The sequence below is a fragment of the Steroidobacter sp. genome (genome assembly GCF_036402275.1).
Lineage (GTDB): Bacteria > Pseudomonadota > Gammaproteobacteria > Steroidobacterales > Steroidobacteraceae > Steroidobacter.
The window spans coordinates 232,519-248,031 of sequence record NZ_DASWTF010000034.1; the positions used below are offsets into that span (position 1 = coordinate 232,519).

A 15,513-nucleotide genomic window follows, 5' to 3' on the forward strand; every position below is an offset into this window, starting at 1 on the left:
CCGCCCCGGGTACAGGGATGTACCCCGCCGCCTTAGGCGGCGGCGAGCGGGCAAAAGTCGCGCCTTTTGCCCTGCTCGCACGAGGGTCGTGGCAGGATGCCCGATCCCGAGTTAATAAAGACTGGAGCCTTCACGCAGGATGCGCGGCGTCACGAAGATCAGCAGCTCATCCTTGAAGTCCGAGGTCGTGGTCTGCTTGAACAGGCGGCCCACCACCGGGATGTCGCCCAGGTAGGGCACCTTGTTCTCGGCGTCGCGACGCTCGGTTTCCAGGATGCCGCCGAGCACGACGGTCTGGCCGTCGTTCACGAGCACCTGGGTCACGATCTCGCGCGTGTCGATCGAGGGCACGAAGCCGCCGGTGGCGCTGGCGACCAGCTGACCGACGCTGTCCTTGGACACGGTGAGGTCGAGGATCACGCGGTTGTCCGGAGTGATCTGCGGGGTCACCTTCAGGCTCAGCACGGCCTTCTTGAACTGCGTGGTCGTAGCGCCGCTGGACGAAGATTCCTGGTAGGGAATTTCCACGCCCTGCTCGATGGTGGCTTCACGCTGGTTGGCGGTGATCAGGCGGGGCGAGGAGATGATCTCGCCACGGCCTTCGGCCTGCGCCGCGGACAGCTCGAGGTCGACCAGGTAGTCGGAGTCGAGCAGCGCCAGCGCCAGTCGGCCGGCCGGGTTGGCCGCCGGCAGGTTCACCAGGTAACGATCGTTCGCGTCCTCGGGCAGGCCGAATCCGCCCAGCTGGCCCTCGTCGCCGGTGGTCGGCGTACCGATCGCATTACCGTCGCCGTCGTCCACCGTCGGGTTCGGACTGATGCTGATCTGGTCTTCAGTATTCAGCGCGCGGCCGAGCAGACCCAGGCCGTCGCTGCCGCCCTGACTGAAGGCGACGTTGGCGCCGAAGCGCACGCCGAGGTCGCGGCTGTAATCGTCGCTGACGATCACGATGCGCGCTTCGATCATCACCTGCTTGACCGGAATATCCAGCGTCGAGACCAGGCGGCGAATGTCCGCGAGGCGCTCGGACGTATCCTGCAGCAGCAGGGTGTTGGTGCGTTCGTCGATCGCGACGCTGCCGCGCTCGGAGACGAGCGAGCCGGCGCCGGACTTGATGAGCGTCGCCAGGTCGGCGGCCTTGGCATAGTTCACCTGCAGGTACTCGGTGCGCAGGGGCGCGAGTTCCTGGGCTTCTTTACGCGCGCTCAGCAGTTCCTTCTCGCGAGCGGCGATTTCGCTGGCCGGCGCGATGAAGATCACGTTGCCTTCCTGACGCGAGTCGAGACCCTTGGTGCGCATCACCACGTCGAGCGCCTGATCCCAGGGAACGCTCTGCAGGCGCAGGGTCACGTTGCCGGACACGGAGTCGCTGATGACCATGTTCTGGCCGCTGGTGTCGGCCAGCAGCTGCAACACGGCCCGGGTCTCGATGTCCTGGAAGTTCAGGGTCAAACGCTCGCCGACGTATTCCTTCTTGTCGCGCAGCTCGGGCGGCAGCTTCACCACCGGCTTCACTTCGATGGTGTAGACGTTGTCGGACTGATAAGCGAGCTGCTCGTAGTCGCCGGAAGCGGCGATCACCAGGCGGGCGCCGTCACCGACGCGGACCGCGTCGACAGTGCTCACCGGCGTGGCGAAGTCGACCACGTCCAGACGCTGCAGCAGATTTTCGGGGATGGCGGTTTTGGCGAAGTTCACCACGATCTTGCCGCCTTCCTGGCGCAGGTCCGCCGGCACCTTGGAGTCGGTCAGCTCGACGATGATGCGAGCCGAGCCGTCGCCGCCGCGGCGGAAGTCGATGTTGTTGACGCTGCGGACGCCGGACACGTTCGCGGCCGCTGCCGGACGCTGGGTGGCGGCGGCCAAGCCGCTCGGCGCGGCGCTCGACTGCAGCGAGCGGCCCGTGCCGGGGGAGGACAGGGACACGATGATGGTGTTGCCCTGAACCCGGGTTTCGTAAGGAACCAGTGCGTCGACGTTCAGCACGACGCGGGTGCGGCCGTTCGCTTCAGCGACGTTGACCGTGTCGAGCACGCCCTGTTTCACATCGACGCGACGCGAAGTCATCGCTACCGACGTCGCGGGCAGGTCGAGCGCGATGCGCGCGGGATTGTCGACCGTGAAGGTCAGCGGCGTCGGGGCGGTTTCCGCCAGGCGCAGCGTCAGCTCCACCTTGTCGCCCGCCGTGGCCTGCGCCTGGATGCTTTCCAGTCGGTTGGTGGATTGCGCCCACGCAACCTGGCCACCGAGCCCGGCCCAGGCGGCCAGCGTCAGGAGTAGGCCTAAAGCACGACTGGAGCGTGCGGGCGTGGCTGAGCTTGAGAACAACATTCTGTGTTTCTCCCTGAGAATCATTCGTTCAGCGCCAGCGCCGCTGGCCGCTCGATGTACCCGCCGAGACCGTCCGGGACGATCTCGATGATGGAAATACGCGTGGGCGTGATGCTGACGACGCGGCCGTCGTTCTGTCCCATGAAGCTACCCGGCAGCACACGATGAACCAGTCCGTCCTTACCCTGTACCAAGCCAAAATTACGACCCTGCAGCTGCAAGGTGCCGACCATCTGCATGGTGTCGAGCGGAAACTGTTCGAGGAACTCGCGCGTGCGCTTGGTATCCGGGCGCACCGAGCTCGCCACGTCGTTGCGCGCGGGCGCGCTCGGCACGAACGGCGAGCGCATGCTCGACGCGTTGTATATGAAGCTTTCGTAAGCCTTGATCTGCGGCAGCGGCTCGATGCGCTCGCCGGGACGGCTCTTGATTTCGGCGACCTGCGCCTGCAGCTTGTCCATGTCGCTCGAGCAGCCGCTCAGCCACAACAGGGCGAGCGAGGCGGTCGCGAGGGTTCGAAGTTGAGTGCTGTGTACCGTCATAAATGACTGCCTTTGACGTTATCCAGTGCTGGCCCGATCACTTCGCGTTCGGCGGCTTGCGCGGGGTCTTGCCCTTGCCTTTGCCGGCCTGTTGCGGTTGCTGGGCTGCCTGTTCCTCGGCGTCGAGATAACGATAGGTCTTGGCGGTGACGCTCAACTGCAACTGATCGTTGCCACTCTCCTTCGATACCGGCTGGATGTCCACGTCATGCAAGGTCACGATGCGAGGCAGGGCGGCAATGCCGCTGACGAATGCGCCGATCGAGTGATAGCTGCCGGTGAGTTTCATCTTGATCGGCAATTCGGCGTAAAAGTCCTTGTTGATCTGCGCCTCGGGCTGGAACAGCTTCTGATCCAGGCCGGCGCCCGATCCCTGCTGCGAAATGTCGGTGAGCAGGTTCGGCACCTCGGTCTTGTTGGGCAACTTGCGCAACATGGCGCCGAACGACTGCTCCATTTCGGCCAGCTGGGCTTTGTAGGCATCCAGATTCGCGGCCTTGCGGGCTTTCTGTTCGAGCGTTTGCAGCAGCTGGATTTCCTGATTGCGCGCCGAGTCGAGCTCGGGCTTCTTCGGCTTCCACGCCAGGAAATACGACATAAAACCGGCGGCGAACACGAAGATCAGCGCAATCGCGCCGAGCCGGAACGCCAGCGGCCAGCGGCTCGGATCGTTCGGATCCAGGTCGCGCAGTTGTTCGACGAACGTGCTCACCGGGCACCTCCCGTTTTGCCGCCCGCCTTGCCGGCTTTACCGGCCTTGCCGGCTGGCTTGCTGGGCGACTGCTCCTCGGGCGCGGCGGCCGCCAGCTGCGGATTCTCCTGGTTCGCGCTCAGCGTGAACTGCGAGCCCGCGTCGGTGTTGCCCTTGGTCTCGAGAATCTGCAGCGCAGGGTCGGTCAACCATTCGGAGCTGTCGATGTTGCGCATATAAGAAGCCACGCGCGTGCTCGACTGCGCGAAGCCCTTCAGCTCGATTCTACGGTTGGTCTGTTTCACTGACGTGAGATAGATGCCATCGGGCGTGGTGCGCACCAGCTGGTCGAACACGTGCACGATTTCCGGCCGGCTCAGCTCGAGCTGTTCGATCACGGTGATGCGTTCCTGCAAACGTTTCTTCTGCTCTTCCAAGTCCAGGATCTCGGCGATCTGCTTGTCGAGCTCGGAAATCTCCTGGTTCAGATACGAGTTGCGCGCCTGCTGCTCGTCGATGGCCGACTGCATCTGCCAGTTGACCGCGAAATACACCACGGCGGCCAGGATGAGCGCGGCTACCGCGCCAACGCCGAACTCCTGACGCTTGCGCTTGCGTTCCGCTTCCCGCCAGGGAAGTAGGTTGATTCTTGGCATGTCAGTCGAAGCTCCGTAAAGCGAGGCCGCACGCTGTCAATAATGCGGTCGCATCCTTCTTTACCGCCTGGGCCTTGGCCTTCTGACTTACCTTCATCTGACCGAGTGGATCGCCACGTTGAGATTCGATGCCGACGCGACTTTGGATCATTTCCGCCGCGCCGGGGATGTTGGCGCACCCTCCGCAGATCAAGATCTGTTCAGGCTGCTCGCGGCCGGCGCCCGAAGCGAGGAAGAACTGCAGCGATCGGCTCACCTGCTGGCACATGTCGTCGATGAAGGGCCCGAGCACTTCGGTTTCGTAGTTGCCGGGCAGGCCACCTTCTTTCTTGGCGCGCCCGGCTTCTTCCATGCTGAGGCCGTAGGTGCGCATCACTTCTTCTGTCAACTGCTGCCCGCCGAACGCGAAGTCGCGGGTGTAAATGACCTTGAGATCGCGCAGCACGCTGAACGTGGTGGAGCTCGCGCCGAAGTCGACCACGGCGATCACTCGCCCGAGGCCGCCGTCCGGCATCTGGTGAGTCAGCAACCGGCACGCATTCTCGAGTGCAAACGCTTCGACATCGACGATGCGCGCGGTGAGGCCGGCCGCGGCGCACGCAGCGAGGCGCTGTTCGACGTTCTCGGAGCGAGTCGCGACCAGCAGCACGTCGAGCATGTCGGGATCCTTCTCGGAAGGTCCGATCACTTCGAAATCGAAACTGACTTCTTCCATGGGGAAGGGGATGTACTGGTCGGCCTGCAGCTCGACCTGACCTTCCAGCTCGTTCTCACCCAGGGTGCGCGGCATCTGAATGACTTTGGTGATCGCGGCGTCGCCGCTGATCGCCACCGCCGCTTCCTTGGCGCGCGCGCCTGAACGCTTTACAGCGCGCTTGATGGCTTCACCGACGGCGTTGGCGTCGACGATGGCCTTTTCGTTGATGGAGTTGGGCGGCGTCGCTTCCGCTGCATAGGATTCCACGCGGTATTGACCGCCGCTCATGCTCAGTTCGATGAGCTTGACCGACGAGGTAGTGATGTCCAGGCCCAGGAGAGGTCTGGATTTTGCGGTTAACAGCACGCTGGTTCCCTTTCTTGATCAGACACTTAGGTGACGATCGTAGAGCGGACGCGAAACACGGGCGGCAACTATATAAGTCGTGACTTAAGTTGAATGTGAGGAGCCTCACGAAATACCATCGCGGTATTCCCGCAGCAAAAGTGCTTTTTTTACAGTATTAAGCGCGCTTCATCGCGTTCATGCGCTTCGAGCCAAAGCAGATCAGCGTCTTATGGCTCGAGCTCGGGCGAACCCCGAATCCTGGGAGGAGCCCACAGACGAACCCAGAGCCAGGCACTACAGTCTCATCCCCTGTGCCGACCGTACCGCGACGCTCCACATCGTCGTCCGGGATTATGTATAACGGCTAATATTGCCTAGCGCTTTTTGATATAGCAACTGGCAAAGCAAGGACTTAGGATTTTTTATTGCCATGCGACGTTACCTCAAATCTCCCCTCCGGCTGATCCTCGCGGGACTGCTGGGCGTGACCGGCGCAGGGGTGCTCGGACTGCTCGGGGCGTATCAATATCTCCGGCCCAGCCTGCCCGATGTCAGCACCATCAAGGACATCCGGCTGCAGGTGCCGCTGCGGGTGTTCAGTCGCGACGGGCGCTTGATCGCGCAGTTCGGCGAGCAGCGGCGTATTCCGCTGTCGTTCGAGGACATCCCCGGCCAGATGATCAACGCCGTGCTCGCGGCCGAAGACGATCGTTTCTTCCAGCACGGCGGCGTCGACTATCCCGGCCTGCTCCGCGCCGTGGTCCGACACCTGTTGTCGGGTAACAAGGCGGAAGGCGGCAGCACCATCACCATGCAGCTGGCGCGCGGCGTGTTCCTCAGCCCGGAGAAGAGCTATCGGCGCAAGATGGTGGAAATCTTCACCACGCTGCGCATCGAGCAGGAGCTCACCAAGCAGGAAATTCTGGCGCTCTACCTGAACAAGAGTTTTCTGGGTCAGCGCGCTTACGGCATCGGAGCCGCGGCCGAAGTTTATTTCGGTAAGACGGTCGAGCAGCTTTCGTTGCCCGAGATCGCGTTGATCGCCGGCACGTTCCGGCTGCCTTCGCGTGACAATCCCGTGGCAAATGCCGAGCTGGCGCGGCAGCGACGCGCGTATGTCTTGCGCCGTATGCGCGAGAAAGAGTTCATCACTCAGCAAGAATACGACGCTGCGTTGAATTCGCCGGTGGAATCGAAGCTGCACGGTCCGGCGGTCGAAGTGGAAGCGCCCTATATCGCCGAGATGGTGCGAGCCGATTTGTTCAATCGTCTCGGCCCGGAGGCTTACACCGCCGGCTACGAAGTTATAACGACGGTCGACAGCCGCTTGCAGCACGCCGCGGTCAAAGCGCTGCGGGGCGCGTTGCTGGATTACGATCAACGGCATGGCTATCGCGGCCCCGCGGGGCGCGCGACGTTGCCGTCGGGCGCGCGGGAAAAAGAGTGGTCGCAAGCGCTCGAAGAATATGCAGTGCGCGGCGGCCTGGAGCCGGCCGTCGTCATCGCGACCGAAGACAAAAGCGCCGTCGCCTATTCACGCAACGCCGGCCGTATCAACCTGGGTTGGAACGGCATCAGCTGGGCGCGCAATCCATTACCGGACGGCAGCGTCGGCCCGCAGCTGCAACGCGCGGGCGATGTGCTCGCGGTCGGCGACATCATCTATATCGCCCAGGAAGTTTCGGGTAACTGGCGCATGGTGCAGGTGCCGGAAGCGCAGGGCGCGTTCGTCGCGCTCGATCCGCAGGACGGCGGCATCGCCGCGCTCACCGGCGGCTTCGATTATTTCGCCAGTAACTACAATCGCGCCGTGCAGGCCAAGCGCCAGCCGGGCTCGTCGTTCAAACCGTTCTTGTACTCAGCGGCGCTCGATCAAGGCTTCACGCCGGCGAGCATCGTGAACGATGCACCGCTGGTGATCGAAGACGCCATGCTCGAAGGCAGCTGGCGTCCGCAAAACAACACTCGCGAGTTCCGCGGTCCGATGCGACTGCGCGAAGCGCTGGTGCGTTCTCGTAACCTGGTGTCGATTCGTGTGATGAACTCGCTCGGCCCGGCGTACGCGACGCAATTCATCGAACGTTTCGGTTTTCCAGAGAACAGCCTGCCGCGCAATCTTTCACTGGCGCTGGGCACGGCGCAGGTGTCGCCGCTGGAAATGGCGAGCGCGTATGCCGTGTTTGCTAACGGCGGCTTCCGCGTCGAGCCTTATTTCATTCAGCGCATCGTCGCCGCGGACGGCAAGGTCGAATACGAAGCGCAGCCGAAATTCGCCTGCGTCGACTGCGTGCAGCCGAACACCGAAACCGAAGGCGGCGCGACCAATCTGCTCGACGCGCCGATCAGCGCCAATGTCACCGACGAAACGCGCTGGGGCGGCCGCACCTATCTGCAAGAAAAGGCGCTGGCGCCCCAAGTGATCTCGCCGCAGAACAATTACTTGATGACCGACATGATGATGGACGTGGTGAAGCGCGGCACCGCCGTGCGCGCCCTGCAGTTGAAGCGCAGCGACCTGGCCGGCAAGACCGGCACGACCAACGATCGGCGCGACGCCTGGTTCTGCGGTTACAACAGCGCGCTGGTCGGCACGGCCTGGGTGGGCTTCGACCAGGAGCGTTCGCTGGGTCCGGGCGAAGAAGGCAGCCGCACGGCGCTGCCGATGTGGATCTACTTCATGTCCGAAGCGTTGAAAGGAGTACCGGAACAGCGTCGCACGCCGCCGCCCGGACTGGTTTCCATGCGCATCTCGGCGGATTCCGGCCTCGCGGCGCGTCCCGGCGATCCGGACGCGATTTTCGAGACGTTCATGGCGGGTCATCTGCCGCCGCAGGCCGAGGTCGACACGGCCCTGCCCACCGGCGACAGCGACGAAGAGAACAAGGAAAGCGACGACTCGCTGTTCTGAGGCGTCGGGCTGTTCTGAGTACGGGAACGAAGATGAGCAAACGAAGCAACCCACGTGCCGAGCAGCTACGCATGGCCCTGGCGCAGGAAGCCGCACGTATCATGTCCGAACAGGGCATCGACGATTACGGCCTCGCCAAGCGCAAGGCGGCCGAGCGGCTCGGCGCGACCGACATCGCGGTGCTGCCCAAGAACACCGAGATCGAAGCGGCGCTGGAAGCGCATCACCGCCTGTTCGACGGTCACAAACATTCCACGGCGCTGAGCGCGTTACGTCGCACGGCGCTGCAGGCGATGCGGCTGCTGGATAATTTTCAGCCGCGCCTGGTCGGCCCCGTGCTGAGCGGCACGGCCTCGGCGCACTCCGAAGTGAATCTGCACCTGTTCGCGGACAGTCCGGAGCGGGTGACGCTGCATCTGATGGACAAGAATATTCCGCATCACCTGGCCGAGCGGCGGCTGCGGTACGAGCCCAATCGCCTGGTCTCGTATCCGGTGGTGCAGTTCGTCGCGGGAGATCGTGAGATCGACGCCGTCGTGTTTCCTATCGACGGCATTCGTCAGTCGCCGGCCAGTCCGGTGGACGGCAGGCCGATGCGTCGCGCGGATGCGGCGGAATTGGAATCTTTGTTAGAGGCAGCAGACAACGACTGATGCGCCGTTGTCTGCTCTCGTTATCTGCTCTGGGCAGCTTTTAACGCTTCTCGATCTCGACGTACTCGCGCTTCGCCGGACCCGTGTACAGCTGACGCGGACGGCTGATCTTCATCGCCGGGTCGGCGATCATTTCCTGCCAGTGAGCCACCCAGCCCACCGTGCGGGCGATCGCGAACATCACCGTGAACATCGACTGCGGAATGCCGATCGCGCTGTAAATGATGCCGGAATAGAAATCCACGTTCGGATACAGCTTGCGCTCGACGAAGTACTCGTCCTTGAGCGCGATCTCTTCGAGCTTCAGCGCCAGCTCGAACAGCGGATTGTCGGACTTGCCGAGCTTCGCCAGCACCTTGTGGCACATGGCGCGGATGATGGTCGCGCGCGGATCGAAGTTCTTGTAGACGCGGTGGCCGAAGCCCATCAGACGGAAGTTGTCGTTCTTGTCCTTGGCCTTGGCGAGGTACTTCGGCACGTTCTCGACGGTGCCGATCTGCTCCAGCATCGCCAGCACCGCTTCGTTGGCGCCGCCGTGAGCCGGGCCCCACAGGGCCGAGATGCCCGAAGAAATCGCCGCGTACGGATTCGTGCCCGTGCTGCCGGCGAGGCGGACCGTGGACGTGCTCGCGTTCTGCTCGTGATCCGCATGCAGAATGAACAGCAGATCCAACGCCTGCGCCTGCACCGGATCGACGTTGTACTGCTCGCACGGCACCGAGAAAAACATGTGCAGCAGGTTCGAGCAGTAATCGAGATCGTTGCGCGGGTACATGAACGGCTGACCGAGCGCGTGCTTGTAAGCGGCGGCCGCGATCGTCGGAATCTTCGCGATGATGCGATGGGCGAAAATCTCGCGATGGCGCGGGTTATGGATGTCCATCGAGTCGTGATAGAACGCCGCCATCGAGGCCACCACGCCCGACAGCATCGCCATCGGATGCGCGTTGTACTGGAAGCCGTTGAAGAATCGCAGCAGCGATTCGTTGATCATGGTGTGGTACTGGATGGCATGCGTGAATTCGGCCTGCTGCTCGGTGGTCGGCAGCTCGCCGTTGATCAGCAGGTACGCCACTTCGAGAAAGTTGCTCTTCTCGGCCAGCTGCTCGATCGGGATGCCACGGTGCAGGAGCACGCCCTCGTCACCGTCGATGAAAGTAATTTTACTTTCGCAGGACGCCGTGGCCATGAAGCCCGGGTCGAAAGTAAACATGCCGTGGTCCTTGGCGAGGCTGGCGATGTTGAGCACATCGGGCCCGAGCGTGCCGCTCTTCACTTCGGCGAGAGATTTCTTGCCGGTCGAGAGATTGGTCAGTTCAAACTTCTTCTCGGTCATGACGATAACCTGGGAGCTAATTCCGCAGACAGATGCCACAGGGGAGCCTGACCGGGCGCTTCGGTGAGGGAGCATCTGGCCAAGCCGTGGAAACGACCGTGCCCGTCCGTAGGCGACGCTCGTAGCGGCTTTTTGCAAGCGCAAAAATCGGAGGCGCAGACTTACACGTCGTCGCCAGCGAATCAAGCATGGTAGCCGATCGCGGACATTAGTTACGTGCATCGCTAATGCAGCGACGCTATAGCCAAATCTGCAATCCGAGCCGTGCCTGCAAAAGTCCGCCGCTGTCTATTAGGCGGACTTATCTTCCGTTCGGCGAGATTAATTTCTCGACTCTTCGGCGAGACTAACGTCTCGACGCGATCGCGACCGTCATTCGACGACTTTGATCAACTGGCCGGGCTGCGGCTCCTTGTTCGGGTACAGGTCGTTGAGCAGGCGCAGCTGCTGCTCGGCGTATTCCGGCAAAGGTGAATTTTTCGCAAGGTCCGCGATGCGCGTGGTTTCGGTGGCCCGGATCGTCTTGATCTTGTACGGCTCGGCCAGCGCGAACTCGTTCTGCTTCAAGCGGCGGAAGGTTTTGACCGTCGACATGAACAGCGCATCGGACTTGGGCGTGCCGGTGGACCCCTTGCTGGCGCCGGCAAAAATGTAAGCGAGATTGTTGTGATAGATGACGACGTAGCGCGTCGGCATCATTCCAAACGGCGTGTTCGCCGAGCGCACCACCGCGGTGTAGCCCTGCAGACCGTTGACCTCGATGGGCTCGGATTGGCTGGCGCTGGAGCGAGCCAGCAGACGTGACAGGAATTCGCGCGGACCGGTGTTCGGCGGCGGCGCCTGTGTCTGCATCTGCAGGACGCTGTCCTTCTGCGGTGAAACCGCGATGAGGCGATCCGCCTGGTTCTCCACGTTCCAACCGCTCGGGAACACGACCGTCAAACCCAGATCGGCATGATAGAAGCGATTGCCTTTGAGCACGCCTTGCGAGCGGCTCGGGCCCATCGGCAGGCCTTCGATGACCTTCAGATATTTTTCCCGGCCGGGATCCAGATTGTCGGTCGGACCGCCCTTGAGCTTGTCCGCCGCCTTGACGACTTCGGTGAGACGCTGATCGTTGTCCGGGTGAGTGGCGAACACGCCGTGATACACGCGCGGTTCGCGCTTCTCCTCGCGAGCCCGGGCGATCTCGAACATTTCCTGGTTCTTCAGCAGCCGGACCACGTCGATCATGCTCTCGGAGGAGTAGCCGGTTTTGGTCAGGTATTCGGCGCCCAGGCGATCGGCCTCGAGCTCCTGATCGCGTCCGTAGCCGCTGACCAGCGCCGCGCCGGCGTAGTTGGCGAGCCCGGCCAGATCGGCGCTGCCCGTGAAAATGCCGACTGCGGCCGCGCCGATGTTCGACAGCGTGGATTTGCTCTGCTGCCGCACCGGATGGCGCGCGGTGACGTGGCCGATCTCGTGCCCCAGCACGGCGGCCAGCTCGGCCTCCGAGTTGAGGTAATTCATGATGCCGCGGGTGATGTAGACGTAACCGCCGCCAGTGGTGAAGGCGTTGATGTCCTCGCTGTCGAGGACCATGAAGTGGTACTCGAGCTCGGGCCGATGGCTGGCCTTGGCGGCGCGCTGGCCGACTTCGTTCACATATGCCTGCAGCTGCTGGTCCTCATAGGGACCGCCGAACTGCTGCACGATCATCGGGTGAACTTCCTTGGATTTTTTGACCTCGCCCGCCTCGCTCTGGAACACGAGGTCCGGACTTCCGGTCACGGGATTGGAAGCGCACCCGCCGAGGATTGCGGCCGAGCCGCCGGCGGTGAGGGCCATTAACAATGCGGCGCGAAGGGTCTTGTTCAGCGGCATGGCGGCGTCCGTCTCGGCAACGGCAGGGACGCCATTGCACTCTATAGCTCTATGTCGATGCAAATCGCCGCGAGTTCCCTCGCGGATTCCCCCAGGCCATCATTCAGATAAATGACAAAGGGGCGCCCCGGCAAACCGGAGCGCCCCTTTCGTGTAGAGCCCTGCTGCTGAACCCGTGCTTAACGCCGGGCCGTTCAGCCGGCCAGAAGCCGCTCGCCTTAGCGGGCGTACTTCTTGCGGAACTTGTCCACGCGACCGCCGGTATCGACGATCTTCTGCTTGCCCGTGTAGAACGGATGGCAGTTGGAGCAGACTTCGATCTGCAGGTCATGACCCAGCGTGGAGCGGGTAACAAAGGAGTTACCGCAGCTGCAGACCACGTTGATCTCTTTGTACTCGGGATGGATGCCGTCTTTCATGGGACTGTATCTATGGGCGGGCCGGGCGGAAAAAAGGGGCGCAGTGTAGCGGCCGATCACCGCCCTCGCAAGAAAAAAACTTTCGCGGATCGGGGGCTCAATGGATTCGTAGGTACTTGACTGCGGTTATCCACAAAGCCTGTGGATAAGTGTGTGGATGACTGGCCGTCATGGCAAGCCCGAAGCTTGCAGAAATATGACGCTGTCAAATTGCTCAATTTTTCACCAGGCCATTTCTACCTGCGCTATCAATGAGTTACGAGCCGGTCCTGATATATCGCATGTAATTTTGTCATCAACGTGGGAACGAACCAACAGCGCTTCAGGTGTGTGCATAACCCCGGCGGCGAGCGGCCTAAGGATTCGGTTTTCAAAGAAAATTTTGTGTGACAGATCACGCTGCCGGCACACCCCGAACAGAGTGTTTCGGCGTCTCGCCACGGTCGGATTCAGCCTACGCCGGGGTCGGTTCCGGGTCGGGCAGAAACATCTCCTGCAGGTCGTTCAGGAAACGTTGGCCCGTCGGCGTCGCTCGCCAGCGATGAGGCGCGTGGAGTTCGAACAATCCTTTGCGCTGAGCTTCCGCGACGATCCGGCTCAACGTCGAAAACGGCAAACCGGTGCGTGACTCGAACTGCTGCTCGTCGAAGCCATCGATGAGCCGCAGGCTGTTCAGCATGAACTCGAAGGGCATATCCACAGCTGGCACGACCCGCCGTTCGCTCATGCGCTGATCTGCGGCGCGGGACATGTACTCGCGAGGCTGCTTGTAGCGAGTCGTGCGCACGATGACCTCGCCTTCGTCGAGCCGGGTCAACTTGCCGTGAGCGCCAGCGCCGATGCCGATGTAGTCGCCGAACTGCCAGTAGTTGAGATTGTGGCGGCTGCGGCGGCCGGACCTCGCGTAAGCCGACACTTCGTACTGCTCGTAGCCGCGCGCCGCGAGCAGCTCCTGACTCTCGATCTGCATCTGCCAGCAATCGTCGGGATCGGGGAGCGGCGGAGGGCGGTGATAGAACACCGTCCCTGGCTCCAGAGTGAGCTGGTATTGCGAGATGTGGGTCGGCTGCAGGGCGAGGGCAGCCCCCACGTCTCGCAACGCCTGTGCGACGTTCTGCGCGGGCAGGCCGTACATCAGGTCGAGATTGAAATTGTCGATGCCCGCTTGCCGCAGTTCCTCAACCGCGCGCTCGATGTCACGAGCGCCGTGAATGCGCCCAAGCAGACGCAGCTGCTCTTCGTTGAACGTTTGCGCGCCGAGCGACACGCGATTCACGCCCGCGTCGCGGTAACCCGAGAAGCGGCCGTGTTCGATGGTGCCGGGGTTCGCTTCCAGCGTGATTTCGATTTCGGAGTCGAAGGGAATTTGCTGGCGGACGGCTTCGAGCAAACGGCCGATCTGCTCGGGGCCGAACAGGCTGGGCGTGCCGCCGCCGAAAAAAATCGAGGTGAGCGCGCGGCCCTGCACCGCCGGCACGTCGTTCTGTAAATCCTCCAGCAACGCATCGATGTACTGCGCCTGCGGAATCAGCTCGGGCGCGGCGTGCGAGTTGAAATCGCAGTACGGACACTTGCGCACGCACCAGGGCATGTGCACGTACAACGAGAGCGGTGGCAGAACCAGGGACACGATGGGCTCGCTACGATCCGAGCGGGTAAATCTCGCGCAACTGTGCGACCAGGCCCCGCAGCGCTTTGCCGCGATGGCTCAGTAGATTCTTCTCGGCGGCAGGCAGCTCCGCAATGGTTACCGCGCGATCGGCCAATTCGAAAATGGGGTCGTAGCCGAAGCCACCCGTGCCGCGACGTTCGGTGGTGATGCGACCTTCCCAACTCGCCTGACAGATGAGCGGCGAAGGATCGTGCGACGAGCGCATGAACGCCAGCGCGCATTGATAGCGAGCCGTCCGTTGCGCAGGCGATTTGCCGTCGAGGGCAGCGAGCAGCTTGAGCAGGTTGTCCTCGTCGCTCGCGTCCTCGCCGGCGTAGCGCGCCGAATAAATGCCGGGAGCGCCGTCGAGCGCGTCTACTTCCAGTCCCGAATCGTCGGCGATGGCAGGCAAGCCCGAGGCCGCGGCCGCGTGCCGCGCCTTCAAAATCGCGTTCTCGACGAAGCTCAGGCCAGTCTCCTCGACGCTCACCGTCGTGAACTGCGACTGCGGCAGAACTTCGAACCCGGGCGGCGGCAGCAGCTCGCGCAGCTCCTTCAATTTGCCGGCATTGCCGGTGGCGATCACCAGACGCATCAGTCCGCGCTCAGTGCTTCGAGCTGACGTGCGAGCAGCTGGCCGCAGCCGTTCGCCGCGAGATTCAACAGCTCGTCGAGCTCGTTGCGCCGGAAAGCGTGACCCTCGGCCGTGCCTTGCACTTCGATGAAGCCGCCGCCGTTGTTCATCACGATGTTCATATCGGTCTCGGCCTCGGAATCTTCGGCATAGTCGAGATCCAGCACGGGCACGCCCGACCAGATGCCCACGGAGACTGCGGCCACTTGGCCGTGCACTGGGCTGTCACGTAGCGCGCCTTTGCGTACGAGCGAATTCACTGCGTCCACCATGGCGACATAGCCGCCCGTAATGGAGGCGGTTCGCGTGCCGCCATCGGCCTGCAGGACGTCGCAATCGACCGTGATCGTGCGCTCGCCCAATGCTTTGAGATCGATCACGGCGCGCAGGGCCCGGCCGATGAGCCGCTGGATTTCCAGCGTGCGGCCGCCTTGCTTGCCCGTCGCAGCTTCACGCTTGTTACGCGTGTGAGTGGCGCGTGGGAGCATGCCGTACTCGGCAGTAACCCATCCCTTGCCTTGATTACGCAGGAACGACGGGACCGTCTCTTCAACGCTCGCGGTACAAAGCACGCGCGTCTCGCCGAACTCGATCAGCACGGAGCCTTCGGCGTGGCGCGTAAAACGGCGTGTAATGCGGATCGGCCGCAGCTCGTCGGGAGCGCGGCCACTGGGTCTGGATTTCATGGCAGTACCTACGTTGATACGTCTGCAGCGTATCTCAAGCAGCCGTCCCTGGAGCCTCGGCCCGCCGATACATCCGTGTACCGGCGTTCGCGCGGTTC

The 15,513-nt window shown here is 62.7% G+C and carries 13 protein-coding genes; 2 read left to right on the forward strand and 11 right to left on the reverse strand.

What is annotated here, in order from left to right:
• Window positions 1-111: 111 nt before the first annotated feature.
• From pilQ to VGD45_RS18825, 5 genes are read right to left on the reverse strand one after another with little or no spacing between them, the layout of a single operon-like run.
• A complete protein-coding gene (gene pilQ / locus VGD45_RS18805) occupies window positions 112-2,331 on the reverse strand; it encodes a type IV pilus secretin PilQ (RefSeq protein ID WP_331156880.1) in 2,220 nt (739 codons plus the stop codon).
• 20 nt (window positions 2,332-2,351) lie between these two features.
• On the reverse strand, window positions 2,352-2,873 hold the full coding sequence (locus VGD45_RS18810; protein WP_331156881.1) for a pilus assembly protein PilP: 522 nt from the start codon (window positions 2,871-2,873) through the stop codon (window positions 2,352-2,354).
• A gap of 37 nt (window positions 2,874-2,910) precedes the next feature.
• Entirely contained in the window at window positions 2,911-3,585 is a 675-nt protein-coding gene (locus VGD45_RS18815) for a type 4a pilus biogenesis protein PilO (protein ID WP_331156882.1), read from the reverse strand.
• Window positions 3,582-4,220 carry a PilN domain-containing protein gene (locus VGD45_RS18820; protein ID WP_331156883.1) on the reverse strand — a complete coding sequence of 213 codons (639 nt, stop codon included), beginning with the start codon at window positions 4,218-4,220 and terminating at the stop codon, window positions 3,582-3,584. Before VGD45_RS18820 ends, VGD45_RS18815 begins: the two co-directional genes overlap by 4 nt.
• A 1-nt stretch (window position 4,221) precedes the next feature.
• Window positions 4,222-5,283, reverse strand: coding sequence for a pilus assembly protein PilM (locus VGD45_RS18825; protein WP_331156884.1), 1,062 nt, complete (start codon window positions 5,281-5,283; stop codon window positions 4,222-4,224).
• A gap of 412 nt (window positions 5,284-5,695) precedes the next feature.
• Between VGD45_RS18825 and VGD45_RS18830 the strand changes: the two genes are divergently transcribed.
• On the forward strand, window positions 5,696-8,173 hold the full coding sequence (locus tag VGD45_RS18830) for a penicillin-binding protein 1A (RefSeq protein ID WP_331156885.1): 2,478 nt from the start codon (window positions 5,696-5,698) through the stop codon (window positions 8,171-8,173).
• Between the two features lie 32 nt (window positions 8,174-8,205).
• Window positions 8,206-8,826, forward strand: a complete 621-nt coding sequence (locus tag VGD45_RS18835) for a hypothetical protein (RefSeq protein ID WP_331156886.1) — start codon at window positions 8,206-8,208, stop codon at window positions 8,824-8,826.
• Window positions 8,827-8,866: 40 nt separating this feature from the next.
• On the opposite strand, the gene VGD45_RS18840 is transcribed toward VGD45_RS18835, so the two are convergent.
• The 6 genes from VGD45_RS18840 to rph all read right to left on the reverse strand — a co-directional run bounded on the left by VGD45_RS18840 (window position 8,867) and on the right by rph (window position 15,415).
• Window positions 8,867-10,162, reverse strand: coding sequence for a citrate synthase (locus VGD45_RS18840; RefSeq protein ID WP_331156887.1), 1,296 nt, complete (start codon window positions 10,160-10,162; stop codon window positions 8,867-8,869).
• Between the two features lie 372 nt (window positions 10,163-10,534).
• Window positions 10,535-12,025, reverse strand: coding sequence for a M48 family metalloprotease (locus VGD45_RS18845; protein WP_331156888.1), 1,491 nt, complete (start codon window positions 12,023-12,025; stop codon window positions 10,535-10,537).
• Between the two features lie 218 nt (window positions 12,026-12,243).
• On the reverse strand, window positions 12,244-12,444 hold the full coding sequence (rpmE, locus tag VGD45_RS18850; RefSeq protein ID WP_129641557.1) for a 50S ribosomal protein L31: 201 nt from the start codon (window positions 12,442-12,444) through the stop codon (window positions 12,244-12,246).
• Between the two features lie 454 nt (window positions 12,445-12,898).
• Window positions 12,899-14,074 (reverse strand): radical SAM family heme chaperone HemW, encoded by a 1,176-nt coding sequence (gene hemW, locus VGD45_RS18855; protein WP_331156889.1) that lies wholly within the window; start codon window positions 14,072-14,074, stop codon window positions 12,899-12,901.
• Window positions 14,075-14,084: 10 nt separating this feature from the next.
• On the reverse strand, window positions 14,085-14,693 hold the full coding sequence (rdgB, locus tag VGD45_RS18860) for an RdgB/HAM1 family non-canonical purine NTP pyrophosphatase (RefSeq protein WP_349263307.1): 609 nt from the start codon (window positions 14,691-14,693) through the stop codon (window positions 14,085-14,087).
• Complete coding sequence (gene rph / locus VGD45_RS18865) at window positions 14,690-15,415, reverse strand: ribonuclease PH (RefSeq protein ID WP_331156891.1); 726 nt, start codon at window positions 15,413-15,415, stop codon at window positions 14,690-14,692. Before rph ends, rdgB begins: the two co-directional genes overlap by 4 nt.
• Window positions 15,416-15,513 lie beyond the last annotated feature (98 nt).

Coding starts and splice junctions, on each gene's coding strand:
- VGD45_RS18845 (WP_331156888.1), bottom strand. CDS start 12,025: ATGCCGCTGAACAAGACCCTTCGCGCCGCATTGTTAATGGCCCTCACC.
- VGD45_RS18835 (WP_331156886.1), top strand. CDS start 8,206: ATGAGCAAACGAAGCAACCCACGTGCCGAGCAGCTACGCATGGCCCTG.
- VGD45_RS18810 (WP_331156881.1), bottom strand. CDS start 2,873: ATGACGGTACACAGCACTCAACTTCGAACCCTCGCGACCGCCTCGCTC.
- VGD45_RS18820 (WP_331156883.1), bottom strand. CDS start 4,220: ATGCCAAGAATCAACCTACTTCCCTGGCGGGAAGCGGAACGCAAGCGC.
- VGD45_RS18840 (WP_331156887.1), bottom strand. CDS start 10,162: ATGACCGAGAAGAAGTTTGAACTGACCAATCTCTCGACCGGCAAGAAA.
- rpmE (WP_129641557.1), bottom strand. CDS start 12,444: ATGAAAGACGGCATCCATCCCGAGTACAAAGAGATCAACGTGGTCTGC.
- VGD45_RS18830 (WP_331156885.1), top strand. CDS start 5,696: ATGCGACGTTACCTCAAATCTCCCCTCCGGCTGATCCTCGCGGGACTG.
- rph (WP_331156891.1), bottom strand. CDS start 15,415: ATGAAATCCAGACCCAGTGGCCGCGCTCCCGACGAGCTGCGGCCGATC.
- pilQ (WP_331156880.1), bottom strand. CDS start 2,331: ATGTTGTTCTCAAGCTCAGCCACGCCCGCACGCTCCAGTCGTGCTTTA.